At 69.3% G+C, this 14,536-nt stretch carries 18 protein-coding genes; 7 read left to right on the forward strand and 11 right to left on the reverse strand.

The window, feature by feature from the left end:
• Positions 1–3: 3 nt before the first annotated feature.
• Both KBY86_RS01640 and KBY86_RS01645 read right to left on the reverse strand, forming a co-directional pair.
• Positions 4–3,405: an exodeoxyribonuclease V subunit gamma gene (locus KBY86_RS01640; RefSeq protein ID WP_255139920.1), complete on the reverse strand. Its 3,402-nt coding sequence runs from the start codon at positions 3,403–3,405 to the stop codon at positions 4–6.
• Between the two features lie 19 nt (positions 3,406–3,424).
• A complete protein-coding gene (locus tag KBY86_RS01645) occupies positions 3,425–4,081 on the reverse strand; it encodes a metallophosphoesterase (protein ID WP_255099672.1) in 657 nt (218 codons plus the stop codon).
• 111 nt (positions 4,082–4,192) lie between these two features.
• Between KBY86_RS01645 and KBY86_RS01650 the strand changes: the two genes are divergently transcribed.
• Positions 4,193–4,552: a hypothetical protein gene (locus KBY86_RS01650; protein ID WP_255139922.1), complete on the forward strand. Its 360-nt coding sequence runs from the start codon at positions 4,193–4,195 to the stop codon at positions 4,550–4,552.
• Between the two features lie 258 nt (positions 4,553–4,810).
• Complete coding sequence (locus KBY86_RS01655; protein WP_255099670.1) at positions 4,811–4,978, forward strand: hypothetical protein; 168 nt, start codon at positions 4,811–4,813, stop codon at positions 4,976–4,978.
• A 136-nt stretch (positions 4,979–5,114) separates the two neighbouring features.
• Here KBY86_RS01655 and KBY86_RS01660 read toward each other — a convergent pair whose 3' ends face one another.
• Both KBY86_RS01660 and KBY86_RS01665 read right to left on the reverse strand, forming a co-directional pair.
• On the reverse strand, positions 5,115–5,447 hold the full coding sequence (locus tag KBY86_RS01660) for an MgPME-cyclase complex family protein (protein ID WP_255139923.1): 333 nt from the start codon (positions 5,445–5,447) through the stop codon (positions 5,115–5,117).
• Complete coding sequence (locus tag KBY86_RS01665) at positions 5,444–6,193, reverse strand: pyridoxine 5'-phosphate synthase (RefSeq protein WP_094511007.1); 750 nt, start codon at positions 6,191–6,193, stop codon at positions 5,444–5,446. Before KBY86_RS01665 ends, KBY86_RS01660 begins: the two co-directional genes overlap by 4 nt.
• 231 nt (positions 6,194–6,424) lie before the next feature.
• Here KBY86_RS01665 and KBY86_RS01670 point away from each other — a divergent pair, with 231 nt between their 5' ends.
• The 4 genes from KBY86_RS01670 to grxD all read left to right on the forward strand — a co-directional run bounded on the left by KBY86_RS01670 (position 6,425) and on the right by grxD (position 8,446).
• The gene (locus KBY86_RS01670; protein WP_233132845.1) at positions 6,425–7,123 is read left to right on the forward strand and encodes a 1-acyl-sn-glycerol-3-phosphate acyltransferase; all 699 of its coding nucleotides are present in this window, start codon (positions 6,425–6,427) and stop codon (positions 7,121–7,123) included.
• Between the two features lie 27 nt (positions 7,124–7,150).
• Entirely contained in the window at positions 7,151–7,696 is a 546-nt protein-coding gene (locus tag KBY86_RS01675) for a hypothetical protein (RefSeq protein WP_094511006.1), read from the forward strand.
• A 60-nt stretch (positions 7,697–7,756) separates the two neighbouring features.
• Complete coding sequence (locus tag KBY86_RS01680) at positions 7,757–7,990, forward strand: BolA family protein (protein ID WP_255099667.1); 234 nt, start codon at positions 7,757–7,759, stop codon at positions 7,988–7,990.
• Between the two features lie 132 nt (positions 7,991–8,122).
• Positions 8,123–8,446: a Grx4 family monothiol glutaredoxin gene (grxD, locus tag KBY86_RS01685; protein ID WP_255099666.1), complete on the forward strand. Its 324-nt coding sequence runs from the start codon at positions 8,123–8,125 to the stop codon at positions 8,444–8,446.
• 215 nt (positions 8,447–8,661) lie between these two features.
• On the opposite strand, the gene KBY86_RS01690 is transcribed toward grxD, so the two are convergent.
• The gene (locus KBY86_RS01690; protein WP_094511003.1) at positions 8,662–8,928 is read right to left on the reverse strand and encodes a DUF6761 family protein; all 267 of its coding nucleotides are present in this window, start codon (positions 8,926–8,928) and stop codon (positions 8,662–8,664) included.
• Positions 8,929–9,112: 184 nt separating this feature from the next.
• Between KBY86_RS01690 and KBY86_RS01695 the strand changes: the two genes are divergently transcribed.
• On the forward strand, positions 9,113–9,844 hold the full coding sequence (locus KBY86_RS01695; RefSeq protein WP_255140071.1) for a response regulator transcription factor: 732 nt from the start codon (positions 9,113–9,115) through the stop codon (positions 9,842–9,844).
• A 46-nt stretch (positions 9,845–9,890) separates the two neighbouring features.
• On the opposite strand, the gene KBY86_RS01700 is transcribed toward KBY86_RS01695, so the two are convergent.
• The 6 genes from KBY86_RS01700 to KBY86_RS01725 are packed head-to-tail and all read right to left on the reverse strand — an operon-like array spanning position 9,891 to position 14,474.
• Positions 9,891–10,439 (reverse strand): hypothetical protein, encoded by a 549-nt coding sequence (locus tag KBY86_RS01700; RefSeq protein ID WP_255139924.1) that lies wholly within the window; start codon positions 10,437–10,439, stop codon positions 9,891–9,893.
• A gap of 48 nt (positions 10,440–10,487) precedes the next feature.
• The gene (locus KBY86_RS01705) at positions 10,488–10,736 is read right to left on the reverse strand and encodes a hypothetical protein (protein ID WP_094511001.1); all 249 of its coding nucleotides are present in this window, start codon (positions 10,734–10,736) and stop codon (positions 10,488–10,490) included.
• A 55-nt stretch (positions 10,737–10,791) separates the two neighbouring features.
• On the reverse strand, positions 10,792–12,345 hold the full coding sequence (gene crtH, locus KBY86_RS01710) for a carotenoid isomerase (RefSeq protein WP_255139925.1): 1,554 nt from the start codon (positions 12,343–12,345) through the stop codon (positions 10,792–10,794).
• A 24-nt stretch (positions 12,346–12,369) separates the two neighbouring features.
• Positions 12,370–13,764 (reverse strand): FADH(2)-oxidizing methylenetetrahydrofolate--tRNA-(uracil(54)-C(5))-methyltransferase TrmFO, encoded by a 1,395-nt coding sequence (trmFO, locus tag KBY86_RS01715; protein WP_094511000.1) that lies wholly within the window; start codon positions 13,762–13,764, stop codon positions 12,370–12,372.
• Positions 13,764–13,886, reverse strand: coding sequence for a photosystem II protein Y (locus KBY86_RS01720; RefSeq protein ID WP_094510999.1), 123 nt, complete (start codon positions 13,884–13,886; stop codon positions 13,764–13,766). Before KBY86_RS01720 ends, trmFO begins: the two co-directional genes overlap by 1 nt.
• 36 nt (positions 13,887–13,922) lie before the next feature.
• Positions 13,923–14,474, reverse strand: coding sequence for a gamma carbonic anhydrase family protein (locus tag KBY86_RS01725; RefSeq protein WP_094511083.1), 552 nt, complete (start codon positions 14,472–14,474; stop codon positions 13,923–13,925).
• Positions 14,475–14,536 lie beyond the last annotated feature (62 nt).

Raw genomic sequence — 14,536 nt, forward strand, 5'->3', positions numbered from 1 at the left:
GGCTCACGGCTGCACCTGCGCGTCCAGCAGCGGCGTCCACAGTGCCAGCGCCAGGCCGCAGAGATCGCCGAAGCGTCCGGCCAGCAGGTCGGTGGCGGGCGTGCTCCCACCGAAGGCCAGCGCCAGCGGTGCCTTCTCCCGTTCCGCCATGGCGAACAGCCCCCCTTCCCAGGCGTTGCTGGCGGCGCTGGCACCACTGCCGGGTTTTTTCCGTTCCGCCAGCGCGTAGGCGTAGCCCATGGCCGGTGGCACCGGCCAACAGCGCAGGCGGTGCTCCTGGCGCCAGCGGAGCAGGGCGTTGAGCTGCTGCGCCGCTTCCTCCTGCGTGGGAGCCGCCCAGACGCCCACCACCTTGAAGGCCTCCTTGTCGCGGGCGATCAGGCGGGCCTCCCGGGGGGCGGCACCGGCCGCGGCGGCCAGCAGCAGCTCCAGCCACAGACCGAGGAGGTCGCAGGGGCGGGGGTTCCCGAGCCGCACCTGCACCAGCGTGCTGCCGTGGGCCACCAGCTCGGCGGCCAGGTCCCGTGTGGCCCCTCCCTCCTCGCCTTGCTGCCAGCGCAGCGCCAGGGGTTGTGGCTCGCCCAGGCCTGCCAGCAACTGCTGCAGCGTGTCCCAGCGGCCCGTGAGGGTCTGCACTTCCAAGGCTCCGGCGCTGAGCGGCGGCAGCACGCCACGCCCCTGCGCCAGGTGGCGCCAGTCGGGGGCGGGCAGGGGGGTGCTCTGCGCGGCCAACAGCCCCGCTTCTGGTGCCGCCGGCCGCGCGGCGGCCTGCCGCTCGTGCTCCTGACGCAGCAGCCAGGCCCGCTGCCGTTCGTCGAGTTCGAGTGCTTCGAGGTCATCGAGCGGCTCCACCCACTCCCTGGGCCGCAGCCCCAGCTCCTTCAGCCACTGGGCCTGGGGCGCCAGCAACCAGTCGCGCAGGTCGCTCCAGGGATCCAGCTCGGCCTCGCTCACGCCAGCAACGCCGCCGGCCCGGGCTTCCGCCCCAGCGCCGAAGGGTTGGTCGGCCGGCTCCTGCAGGGCCAACGGCCAGGCCGGCGCCACCGCCGCAGCGCCATCGAGCTGCTGGCGTGCCAGCAGCTGCCGGCGGTCGCAGCTGGCCGGTGGCCGCTCGCCCGTGGCGAGGAAGTTGACCCGCTCCAGCGGATTGGCGGCATGGCTGACCACCAGCTGCTGCGCCACCGGCTCCCCCAGCTCCGCCTTCAGCAGCTCCAGCCACTGGCGCACGGCGGTGGCCGGTGGCATCTCTTCCCCTTTGCGCTCCTCGCGGCTGGTCCAGGCGATCAGCAGGTGTTCGCGGGCCGACAGCAACGCCTCCATCAACACGTAGCGGTCCTGGTCAGCGGGACTGGGGTCACCAAGCCGCCGTTCCCGTTCCATCAGGTCGAAGCCGGGTCGCTGCCGTTGCCGTGGAAACACATCGGCATCGAGGCCCATCAGCACGATCACCCGGTGGGGAATGGCCCGCATCGGTTCCAGGGCGCTGATTGTGAGGGCGCCGCTGCGATGGCCGAAGCGGCCGCTGTCGCTGGAGAGGCGCTCCTCCAGCACGGCGGCCACCACGGGAGCGCTGATCGGCAGCGGGCAGCGGGCGGCGCTGCCTTGCCACTCGGCGATGGCGGCACGAATCGCCTGCAGCTCCCAGGCCCGCTCCCCTCCCTCGCCGAACAGCTCCGGCAGCAGGGCGGCCAGGTGGCTGCCCCAGGCGACGGCGCTGCGCGGCCGGCCCAGGCCCTCCAGCACGCACTGCACCTCGATGAGCAGCCGGATCCAGCGCGCCTGGCGCTCCACGCTGCCCCCCAGCGCCTGCGGGGCGGTCAGGCCCACGGCCACGCCCGGTTGATCGGCCAGCACCTGGCCCAGCAGCAACCGGTCGATGGCCCAGCGCAGGCTGTGGGTGGGATCACCGCCGCGGGCGGCGCCATCGAGGCCCCAGCGGAAGCCTGCGGCCTGCAGCGCGGCATTCAGGGCGGCCGGTTCATCGGTTTCCAGATCGAAGTGGGTCTGCAGGGCCCCGTTTTCCAGCAGCGCCTCCAGCGCTGAGGCGGTGAGCCGCTCTCCCCCCAGGCGCAGCAGCTGCAGCAGGGCCCCGCCGATGCTGGCGTCCCCCTGCTGGCTGCGGTCGGTGAGCCGCCAGGGGAGGGTCACACCGGTGGCGCCGCTGTCGCCGAACACCGAGCCCAGCAACGGCGCCAGCTGCTCCACCTGGGGGGTCATCACCAGGATGTGGCGTGGTTCGAGGCTGGGATCCTCGGCCAGCAGCTGCAGCAACCGGTCGCGCACGATCTGCACCTGGCGCAGCCGCCCCGGACAGGGGTGGAACTCCAGCGAGTGGTCCCCGGGCGCCAGCGTCAGGGTGGGCCAGGCCTCCGCCTCCACCAGCTGCTGCTGCAGCTGCTCCAGCAAGCTGGGCGGCCGCCGCCCCTGGTGCTCGGCGCCACTGGCCGGCAGAACGAAGAGATCGCGGGTTTCCTCGGCGGCCAGCTGGGTGTCGCCGGTGCCCTCCAGCAGTTGCTGGAATTCGCCGCCGAGCCGCCCGAAGCGGGCTTCGAGTCCGGGTGTGCGCGCCAGCCAGTCGAGGTCGTGGGGATCGGCCAGTTCGATCGCCACATCGAGGCTGCGGCGCCGGTCGCTGCAGCGCTGCCAGAGATCGCGGCAGGGGGTGAGCAGGTAGAGATCCACCGGCACCACGGAGGCGAGCGCCTGCAGCAGGTGCACCTGCACCGGAGCGGCACTGCTCAGGCCGAACAGCCGCAGCGGACCCTGGAGCCCATCGAGGCAGGCGGTGCCGTGGCGCAGCCGCTCGATCGCCGTGAGCACCTTGAGGCCGAAGGGCGGCCGGCTCAGCCGCTCATGCAGCTGGCGGAACAGGCGCGGTTGCCAGAGCTGATCGGCCGGCAGCGGTTGGCCGCGGTCGTTGTGGTCATGGCCGCGGCACCAGGCGGCCACCATCGCCGGCCGGTAGAGGCTGAGGTCGTCGAAGCTGTCGGCGATCGCCCGGCCCAGTTGCCACAGGGGCAGATCGAGGGCCGGCCGCTGGCCATGGCCGCGCTGCTCCAGCCAGTGGGCCAGCAGGGAGGCGTCGGGGCCGGCGGCGAGCGCGGGGAGCAGCTCCAGCAGCGGCCAGACCAGCTCGGTGGCCCGCCACGGATCACTGTCTGCGGCGCCTTCGCCCAGCAGACAGTCCACGGTCTGGCGCAGCTCGCTGGTGAGAAAGGGAAAGCGCAGGTTGGCGGCGATACCACCGAGTTCCAGGGCCAGCTGCTCGCCCAGCCAGCGGCTGGTGGGCCAGGTGTTCACCACCACCCGCACGGTTTCGAAAGGACCGGGGGGGTCGTGCAGCAGCTGGAGCGCCAGCAGGGCGGCCAGCTGTTCAGCGCGGTTGCTGCGGAAAACGCTCAGCACGGCGCCGCCGCTGGGCTGGTCAGAAGGAGCCGAGCGCGGCCTGGCCTGCCCGAGCCCGCTGCGGATAGCCCGTGCCAGGCACGGAGATGCTGGCGCCGCTCTCGGGGCAATAGGCGGTGAGGGTGCCGCCGTAGCAGGCGCCGGTGTCGATCATCACGATGCGGTTGAGGCGACGCACCGTTGGGGCCGGCGTGTGACCGATCACCACATCGCCGAAGCGGCCGTCGTAGGCCTGCCAGAAGGGCAGGCGGATGCTCAGATCCGGTGCCCAGGTGTGGGGGTTGAAGCCGGCGTGGGTGGCAACCCAGCCCTTGCCTGCATAGGTGAGCGGCAGCACGTCGAGGCGTTCCTGCCACAGGCGGCAGCGGGAATCCCCCAGCTGGCGGTAGGTTTCACAGCCGGCCAGGGCGGGGTTGCGCAGCCAACTGCCCCGGCGCAGCGAATCGAGCAGCCGCTGCTCGTGGTTGCCGCGCAGCCATACGGCGCGGCCTTCCTGCACGAGACTCCAGGCCAGCTGCATGGCCCGCTCGATGTGGGGGCCGCGGTTGATCACATCGCCGCACAGCACGAGGCGATCGCCGGTGGGCAGCCGTTCCAGCAGCGACTGCAGGGCATCGGCGCAGCCATGCACGTCACCGATCACCCAGTGACGGGAAGGCTGCGAAGGGGGAAGCATGCAAAGAATGCGTTAACGACAGTCTCGCCCGGCGCGCGTGAATCTGTCAGCCCCCTCGGCAGCAACCGCCTGCAGGCGCTGATACGGTCCGGCAGGCGTCGTTGCGGGCCCATGAATCCAGCCTCCCTCCCCCCGTCTCAGAAGGTGAAGGCGCTGGTGAAGGCGCTGAATGGCGCCAAACGCACCAACGAGGCCCTGGCGCGCTGCCAGGACGGGGACGAAATGATCGAGGTGTTGCTGGGAGCCTCCGCCAAGCTCGGCCTCGGTCTCACCCGCGAGGAGCTGCTCTCCACTCCGCCGATCCGCGACTGGATCTGGTGGAAGAACAAGGAGGCTTTGCTCACGATCGGCGACAACCGCCCGCGGTACCAGCAGGACGTGCGGCCCACCCCGCAGCCGCCGTCGCCAAAGCCGCCCACCCCGGAGGGCGCCGAGGGCGAGAAGCGCAAGCGCTTCTTCGGCCTGTTCTGAGGGTGGTGCCGGCGCGGCCATGGGCCTCATTAGCCGCAGACACCTCCGCCGCAAACACCTCTGCTGCGGACACATTTACTACACATTTCGCGCCAATGGGGTCCGCCGCGCGCACGATCCGCGCTGAAGTTCCGCACCAAGCGATCAACGCTCCACAGGATCTACCGATTCTTTACAGGAGATCGGCTTCATTTTTCGGCCGTTGCCACCACTTCAGCTGACAAAGTGGGCAGCCAAGCCATGACAGCGATCCAACACTTGACTCCCACCAACCTCCACTGGCAGGAGAACGGAGAACTCCATCCCGACGATCTGGAGTGCCTCCGGGATCGTTGGCTTGCCGACGCTGCCCTGGATTCCCGCCAGCACCACCACCTTGCCGGTTGGGTTCAGCACAAGACCAAAGCCCCACTGCGCCGCAGCTGAGCAGGAAGGTCCCGCGCTGTCGGGGCTGAGCCCCTGCTGCCCCGCACCAGCGGGGCTCAACACCAACACCAACACACCATCACTGCACGTCGCCCAGGCTGATCCGCCCGGGCTGTGGCAAGTGCCTGCGCCCTGCTCAGCTGGTGGCCAACGGGTCGGAGATGGTGGCTGACGGAGCCAGGAAGCTGCCCTTCGCCACGAATTCCAGCCTCAATTTGAGGAATTCGATGAATTTCGGGTCGGTGGACACCACCGCGGCCGCCGGTCTGGGCACGCTGCTGCCCACGGTCTGCAGTTCAGCGGCCTCCAGAAAGGCAGGCCGCGACACGAGCCAGAAGTCGATCGGCTGGTTGCGCTCGGCGTAGTGGCGACGGCGTTCGCGCAGCACTTCCTCCAGCGGCTCCTCCACGGTCAGAAACGCTTCGCTGGCGGCAACGAAGTGATAGGTGAGGGGCGCAGGCAGGGTCATGGATCGATCGAGCCGAACAGGGGATCGCGGCGTGGATTCTGAACCAGCGCCTTCATCTGGCGGACCGCTTCCTGCAGGCCCACCGCCAGGGCGCGGGCCACGATCGTGTGGCCGATGTTCAGCTCCTCCATCCCTTCGATGGCCGCTACCGGCTCCACGTTCTGATACGTGAGCCCGTGCCCGGCATTCACCCGCAGCCCCAGGCTGCGGGCCACGTGGCTGCCTTCGGTGAGGCGTGCCAGCTCCAGGGGCTGTTCGCTCCAGCTGGCCTCGGCGTAGGCGCCGGTGTGAAGTTCCACCCAACGGGCGCCACTGGCGGCACTGGCCTCCAGCTGGCCGTTGTCGGGGTCGACGAACAGGCTCACGGGAATCCCCGCCGCCTGCAACCGGCCCACCAGAGGCCCCAGGCTGGCGGCCTGGGCCCGCACATCGAGTCCGCCCTCGGTGGTCACTTCCTCCCGTTTTTCGGGTACCAGCGTCACCATGTCCGGACGGATGCGCAGGGCGATCGCCTCCATCTCCGCCGTGGCGGCCATCTCCAGGTTGAGGCGTGAGCGCACGGTGGCGCGCAGCAGTTCCAGATCCCGCGGCTGGATGTGCCGCTGGTCTTCCCGCAGGTGCACGGTGATGCCGTCGGCGCCACCCAGCTCCGCCAGCAGGGCCATGGTCACGGGATCGGGTTCCAGCGCACGGCGGGCCTGGCGCACATTGGCGATGTGATCGATGTTGACGCCAAGGCTGGCCATGGCAAAACCGGGAGGTTCCTGGATCCTATGGATCGCCCCCAGGCCACTGTTCTCTGGCCGCAGCGGCAACTGCCCGTGCCCTTCGGCGCTGCGCAGCTGTGACTCTTAGCTTGCAGGCACCTTCAGCGGTGGGCGGTGACAGCGCAGTCGCAGCAGCAGATCGAGCCGGAGAGCGCGGCCTGCCCGCCAGCCCCTGCAGCGCCCACGCCTGATGGCGCCACACCTGCGGCTGTGACTCCAGCGTTGATCCGCCGCGAGCGGCGACTCTGCAACGGCATCAGCCCCTGGCTGGCGCCCCTGGCCATGGCTGTCACCCAGGATCTGGCCTTGCCCTTCCAGTTTCGCCGCATTCACGTGCTGGGCCGCCAGCACCTGCCCGGAGAGGGCGCCGTGCTGCTGGCTCCCACGCACCGGGCCCGCTGGGATGCCCTGGTGCTGCCCCATGCGGCCGGCCGGCGCGTCACCGGCCGCGACTGCCGCTTCATGGTGACCCGCACGGAAATGCAGGGCTTGCAGGGTTGGTTCCTGCACCGCCTCGGTTGTTTCCCGGTGGACCAGAGCCGTCCTGGCACCACGCCGCTGCGGTACGCGGTGGATCTGCTGGCGGCCGGCCAGCAACTGGTGGTGTTCCCCGAGGGGCACATCCGCCGTGAGGACGGCCCGATCCGTCTTCATCAGGGACTGGCCCGGCTGGCGGGGCTGGCGGCAGGGCAAGGGGTGGCCGTGAACGTGGTGCCGGTGGGAATCGCCTACGGGCATGGCCGGGGGCTGCGTCGGGATGAGGCAGCGGTGTGTTTCGAGGCCCCGCTCACGGTGCAGAACCAGAGCCGTGCTTCCGTCAAGGGCCTCAATGCCCAGCTGGCGGTGGCGATGCAATCAGCTGAGGAAGCGGCCCGCGTTGCAGTGGGGCGGCCGATGCCAGGCGCCTAGAGTTCGGCCGCCTTTTGTGAAGCAGCCGTGCGTCGGCCCCACGTCGCCCTTGGGCTTGCCCTGGCACTTGCTCTTCTGCCCCTCGGTGCCACCCAGCCCGTTCAGGCCCAGACGCAGGAAGAACCCCCGAAAGTGCTGGAAGGATCAGGATCCGGCTTCAATCTCGCGGCAGTGAAGGGATTTCTCACCCGTGGCGATGCCGCCGTGGCCCGTGGGGATCTCACCAGCGCCCGCAAGGACTATGACCTTGCCCGTGATGCCAGCCGCCGCCTGCTTGGTTTCTACCGCGATCTGAGCGGCTCCTTCCGCGGACTTGATGCCCGTATCCCGCGCGAGATGGATCAGAAGGCCCGGGAGGCCCTCGAGATCTACGCCCAGTCCAACCTGCGGCTGGCGGCGCTGTTGCGCCGTCAGGGCCAGCCGGAAGTGGCCGTGCCCCTGCTGGTGGAAGTGGTGAAGGTGATGACCCCGGCGCGCGAAGAGGGCCGCAAGGCCTATCAGAGCCTGCTCGAGCTCGGTTTCGCCGTCACTCCGTATGCGGCGGGCGCTGAAGCCCCTGCAGCTCCGCGCTGAAGTCGGCGGATCCGCAGCTCCCACTTCTAGATTTCCGCCACAGGCCACGACCGACTCTTCATGGTGTTACCGGATCAGGTCAGAGCAGCGATCCAGGGATCCCTCCCGGACGCTGAGGTGGAAGTGGAAGATCTCACCGGCGGTGGCGACCACCTGCAGGTGAAGGTGGTTTCTGCAGCCTTCGAGGGGCTCAGCCGCATCCGCCAGCACCAGCTGGTGTACGGAGCCCTGCGCAGCGAGCTGGCCAGTGAAGCCATTCACGCCCTGGCGCTGCAGACCTCCGCGCCGGCCTGACCGCACCTGGCCGGGCGCCGCTGCTCTCAGCCGCCCTAGGCCTGCCTGATCGGCGTTGGCCCCGACATCCACAGAGCGTTACGCCAGATCCCCGCTCCACTGTCTCCTTTCTTTTCAACCCCCCGCACTTCCATGGAAACCGCCACGCAGCAACGCCTTGAAGCCCTCGTCAGCAGCGCACCCGTGGTGGTGTTCATGAAGGGCAACAAGCTCATGCCCCAATGCGGCTTCTCCAACAACGTGGTCCAGATTCTCAATGCACTCGGGGTTTCGTTTGAAACCTTTGATGTGCTCTCTGATCCCGAGGTGCGCCAAGGCATCAAGGAATTCTCTGATTGGCCCACCATTCCTCAGGTGTACGTGAACGGGGAATTCATCGGCGGCTCCGACATCCTCATCGAGATGTACAACTCCGGCGAACTGCGCGAAAAACTCGCCGTGGCGCTGGCGTCCTGAGCCTGAGCCTGCAAGCGGGCCGCCCATCGAAGCCATGAGCCGAGGTTTTTTGGCTTCGCGCAGGCTGCGTGAGTTTCACGTTTTCTGGCTGGAGCGCCGACTGGATCCCGCGCGGGTGACAGCGGGCCTGGCCAGTGCCAGCATTGGGGGTGCGGCCCGCTCCCTGTCAAGAGACTTGCTGCCGCAGCGGCTTCTTTGCAGGCTCAGAGAAGCGCTCAGTTACGGCTGTTTTTGAACAGCGTGCTCATGTCACCGTTGGGCCCCACGAAAGCGGAGGGGTCCATGATCCAGCGGTCAGTGAGCTCCTCCAGGCGCCGCTGCGAGAGCGGATCGAGGATGGCGGTGCGCCGCAGGGCGTGCAGGTAGCCGTCGGCGTAAAGCCGCAGCTCACTCTGGCTATGGAAACGGCTGGCCAGGTCTTGGCAGGCGTCGCAGAGTGACTGAAAGTGACGGATGGCTTCGGGGTTCTGGAGCGCGGTCATGGGGAGAGCGGAGGCGGGAGCCGGTCGCCAGCACAGCCAGTGTCACCAGTGACCTTCTCCCTCTCCAGTTAGCCTAGGCGCGCATACGCGGTCGCGAGTGGAACTCACGCCCAATCAGAATCCAAACCCAGCAAAGGCTGAGGGATCGGTTGGCGTTGATCGCCGCGGACCCGCAACCAGTGCTCTGAAACGCATCCTGGTGGTGGACCCCCACCCCACCCTGCGCACGGTGCTGGCCCAGCGCCTTCGCCAGGACGGCCACCTGGCCGCCGCGGTGGCCACGGCCAGCGAGGCGCTGCAGCTCTGCGAAGACCAGATGCCCGATCTGCTGGTGAGCGCCGAACTGCTGGAGGAAAGCTCGGCCCTGCGCCTGGCGGCCCACCTGCGCTGTCCGGTGATGGTGCTCACCGCCCGCACCGGCGCCGATCCGGTGGTGTCCCTGCTGGATGCCGGCGCCGACGACGTCCTGCGCAAGCCCTTCGGCCTCGAGGAGCTGGCGGCCCGCAGCCGCAGCCTGCTCAGGCGCAGTGGCAACGGCCTGCAGGAGCGGGTGTGCGTGGGGCCGCTGGAGGTGCATCTGCTGCTTCGTCAGGTCACCCTTCACGACCAACCGGTGGAGCTGAGCCCGCGCGAGTTCGCCCTGCTCTGCGCCCTGCTGATGCCACCCGGCATGGTGCGCAGCCGCCAGGAGCTGCTGCGGATGGCCTGGCCCCCGTTCAGCGGTGGCCCCCGCTCGGTGGACACCCAGGTGCTCACCCTGCGCCGCAAGCTGGAGCTGGCCGGCCTCGGCGAAGGCGGTGGCATTGAAACTGTGCGTCAGCAGGGCTATCGCTTCAGCCTGGAAACCCTGCCGGAAGCCAACGACATGCCGCAGGCTCCCTCCACACCGCTGCGTCAACCCACCAGCGCCAACTGAGCGCTCAGGGCACGGGCGTTCAGGCTGGAGCTCCAGCTTGGCGTGCTCAGACCCTGATGCTGAGCGCGAAGGCCGCGGCTTCACCGAGCAGCATCGCCACGCTCAGGCCTGCAAGGGTCCAGTAGGTCCAGGGAGGGGTGATCCTGCCCACGCCGGCCAGCTTGAGGCCGGTGGCCTGCTGCACCCGCTCGAGGAACTCCGGGAACCGGGCCACCCGCTGGGGCAGGAGGTAGCGGCTGGAGCCGGGCCCCTTGAGGTAGTGCACCGTGCCGCCCTGGCTGGTGCCGATCGGCATCAGGCCGTGGATCTGCTCCCAGCGCAGACTCCAGCCACGACGCAGCCACCAGCGGCACCAGGCGGGATAGGTGACGCGCACCCCCTCGCCATCGAGCTGCACCTGTTCGCTCAGCAGTGCGCTCACCAGCAGAAAGCCCAGCGGCACGGCCACCAGGCAGAAGGGGCGCAGGCCTGGCGGTGCCATCACCGGCAGGGGCAACACCAGGGCGAGGTAAAGCGCCAGCAGGGTGAAGCGGATCAGCGGCGCCAGCGGATAGCAGTGCGGCGTGCTGCCGGCAGGCGCGGCGGGGAGTTGCATCGAAGGGCGATGTGGGGAGCGGTTCAACAGCGGTCGTCCTGAGGGCGATCAGGCCGCCTGGCCGCCGCCGGCGCCGAACACCTGCCGCTCCTGGCCCTTCCAGAAGGCGCCGATCCGCATCAGATCGGTGTGGGCGTCCTGCACCCGTTGGATGTACTCGTCGGTGGTCATGGAGTCTTTTTCCTCCCTGAGCTTGCTGAGCCGCAGCTGCATGAGCAGCCACGGCTTGGTGAGCATGCCCTGCTGCTCCAGGTAGCGCGCCAGCTCCTCGGAGCTGGGGTTGGGCCTGGCTGACATCAAGAGTTGTTGTGAATTGAAACAATTTTAGGCAGCGGGGCGCGGGCCTGTGGCGTCAGTCCGGCAGTGCCCAGGGGTTGAGGCCCAGATCGGCGCCGACCCGGTGCGCGCACGCGAAGCCGCTGAAGGCCACGGCGTTGAGCCCCTGGCCGGGGAAGCAGGAATCCCCCACGCAATAGAGCCCCGGAATACCGGTGCGGTTGAACGGCATCGGCAGCAGACCTGGCAGCCGCAGCGCCGGAATCGGGCCATAGCTGCCCTGATGCCGGCCCAGGAAGCGGCGGTGGCTGCGGGGTGTGCCCACCTCTCGGTGGGTGATGGCCGCGCCAAGGCCTGGCAGGAAGGTTTCCAGGCGGCGGATGAGGCGATCGGCGGCGGCCTGCTTGGCCTGCGCGTAGGCCGTGGGCCCCAGCTCTTTCCAGGTGTCAATCGCCGACGGGGTGAAGGCGTGGACGATGTGGTGGCCAGGCGGCGCCAGGGCCGGATCCAGCAGGGTGGGAATCGAGACGAACACCGTGCCCTGCTCCGCCTCCATCTCCTCCCAGCGCTCCAGCAGCAGGTGGTGGCAATGGCTGCCCGCCGGAATCACCTCCGCCTTCACGCCCAGGTGAAGCGAGAGGAACGACGCCGAGGGTTTGTAGCGCCGCCGCCAGACCGTTTCCGCAGCCGGTGTGTGGGCGGCGTCGACCAGGCTGCCGAAGGTGTCCCAGCGGGTGGCATTGGAGATCACCCGCCGGGCGCGGATCGTTTCACCGCCGGCCAGCTCCACCCCCACCGCCTGGCCGCCCTCCAGCACCACCCTGGTGACCCTGCTGCGGTAGCGGATGGCGCCGCCGTGGCGCTCCAGCCCGCGCACCAGGTGCTCGGCGATCGTGCCGACACCACCGCGGGGGTAGTTGATGCCGCCGGCATGGCGATCGGAGAACACCATGCCGGCATTGATCATCGGCGTGCGATCGGCCGGCATCACCGACCAGCAGAAGCACTCCATGTCGATGAACTTGAGCAGGGCCGGATCGCTGATGTGCCGGCGCGCCACATCGCCCACGTTCACCGGCAGCCAGCGGGCCAGGCCCAGGCAAGCCAGGGGCGCTCTGAAGAACACCTTGGCCAGATAGGCCGGATCCTCCAGGGAGAGGAGCGGCATGGCATCGAGGCAGCGGAACACCTGCCAGCAGGTGTCGTAGAAGGCGCGGATGCCGGTGGCTTCGTGCGGAAACAGGGCCGTGAGCCGGGCGATGAAGCTGTCGTAGTCGCGATCGACGGCCACGTTGAGACCGCCGGGCAGGTGGTACTCGAGCTGGGCAGGATCGGGGATGGTGTCCTGTCGTTCGCCCACATCCGCCAGAGCGCGGGTCAGCAGGTTGGTGTGCCCCTTCTCGCCGAAGCCGAAGATCATCGAGGCGCCCACATCGAAGGTGTAGCCCTCGCGCCGAAAGCTGCCGCCGGAGCCCCCCGGGATCAGGTAGCGCTCCAGCACCAGCACCTTCGCCCCCTTGGCCGCCAGCTGGCTGGCCGTCACCAGCCCACCGATGCCGGAGCCGATCACCACCGCATCCAAGGCCTCGCCGCCCGCCACCGGGGAGGTGTTGACGCTCGTCTGCTGCACGGGGATGTTGCCGGTGCGCCGAGGCTAGGCAAGCGCCAGGTCGGCCCCGGGAGTGACGGCCGGATCTGCCATGCACGCCGCTGAGGATGGTGCCGTGAAGGGGGCGAGATCCGCCAGGGCGCGGTCGCGGTAAGCGCCGTAGCGGCGGCGTTTGTCGCGGATGCGCTCCGGCAGCTCCGGCATCAGGCCGAAATTGGGCGGCATCGGCTGGAAGCGCTCGCTGGGCGCGGTGGCGATGAAGTGGGTGAGGGCGCCGGCCATGGTGGTGGCGGGCAGGCAGATCGGTGCCTGGCCCAAGGCCAGCCGGGCGGCGTTGGTGCCGGCGAGCCAGCCGCCGGCCACCGCCGCCGCATAGCCCTCGGTGCCGGTGATCTGCCCGGCTGCCAGCAGGCTGGGACGCTGGCGGAACTGCAGGGTGGCATCGAGCAGCTGGGGTGCTTCCAGGAAGGTGTTGCGGTGCATCACGCCGAAGCGCACGAAGCTGGCGTTTTCCAGGCCCGGGATCATGCGCAGCACCCGCTTCTGCTCGCCCCACTTGAGATTGGTCTGAAAGCCCACCAGGTTCCAGAGCTGGCCGTCCCGGTCTTCCTGGCGCAGCTGCACCACGGCGTAGGCCCGCCGGGCTCGACGCACATCGGCGTCGTAGAGGTCGCCCCAGCGGGGATCCCACAGGCCGATCGGCTTGAGCGGCCCATAGCGCATGGTGTCTTCGCCGCGGCGGGCCAGCTCCTCGATCGGCAGGCAGCCTTCAAAGAAGTGGGCGCTTTCCTGCTCGAAATCCTTCAGTTCGGCCTGCTCGGCGCTCAGCAGTGCCTCACGGAAAGCGAGGTACTGCTCCTTGTTCATCGGGCAGTTGATGTAGTCAGCGTCGCCTTTGTCGTAGCGGCTGGCGCGGAAGGCCACGGCCATGTCAATACCCTCGCCCTCCACGATCGGGCTGGCGGCATCGAAGAAGTGACAGGAGGCGCGGCCGGTGAAGCGCAGCAGATCCTCTGCCAGCGGTTCACTGGTGAGCGGACCGGTGGCCAGCACGGCGATCTCCCCGGGCGGCGGCAACACCAGCTGCTCGCTGCGCTCCAGGGTGATCAGGGGATGGGCTTCCAGCGCCGCGGTGAGTGCGCCGCTGAAGCGGCCGCGGTCGACCGCCAGGGCCCCACCGGCGGGCACGGCATGGCTGTCGGCGGTGCCGATCACCAAGGAACCGAGCTGGCGCAACTCCTGCTGCAGCAGGCCCGCAGCCCGGTCGGCCGAGAGGGCGCCGAAGCTGTTGCTGCACACCAGCTCACCGCACTCGGCGCTGTGGTGGGCCGGCGAGCGGCGCACCGGCCGCATTTCAATGACCCGCACGGGAACCCCCGCACGGGCAATCTGCCAGGCCGCTTCAGTACCGGCCAGGCCGGCACCGATCACCCAGACCATCAGGCGCGGGAACGCTTGAGCATGAGTTGCAGCTGGCCGACTGCCGCACGGCCGATGTTGAACACGGCCCAGCCCACGGCCAGCAGGATCGGGGTAGCAACCAGCAGGAGCCGAGCGTCCATCGGGAAGGGGCGAAGTGTGGGTGAATCTTACGGAGCTCAGGCGCCGGCTTCGTTCGGATCGGGGTGGTTGAGCCATTTCTCAGCAATCGGCCCGCGCCCGGCATGGGCCTCGGCGAGGCTGCGGTAACGGCGGGCGTGCTGACGCTGTTCGGCAGCTTCGGCGTCGCTCAGCGTGCGGCGCGCCTGGGCCGGCACCCCGGCCATCAGGGTGCGAGGCGGCACATCTTTGGTGACCACCGCCCCGGCGGCCACCAGGGCTCCCTCCCCCACCGTGACCCCGTTCAGCACCACGGCGCCGATGCCCACCAGGCAGCCGTCTTTGAGCGTGGCGCCATGCACCACCGCCCGGTGGCCCACAGTCACCTCCTCGCCGATCCAGACCCCCTGGCCCGGATCGCCGTGCAGCACGGCACCGTCCTGCACGTTGCTGTTCTCTCCCACCCGGATCGGGGCAAGATCTGCTCGCAGCACGGCCATCGGCCACACGCTCGCGCCTGCCGCCAGTTGCACATCCCCGATCACCACCGCCTCCGGCGCCACCCAGGCTTCGGGGTGCACGGAGGGCTCAGGCCAGGGGGCTTGGGGCACGGAACGGGGCGCCAACAGCGCTCATTCTCCCTGTGATACGTTCCCTTGGTGCCCAGTTGGGC

The sequence above is a fragment of the Synechococcus sp. Lug-A genome (assembly GCF_024345655.1).
Taxonomy (GTDB): Bacteria; Cyanobacteriota; Cyanobacteriia; order PCC-6307; family Cyanobiaceae; genus MW101C3.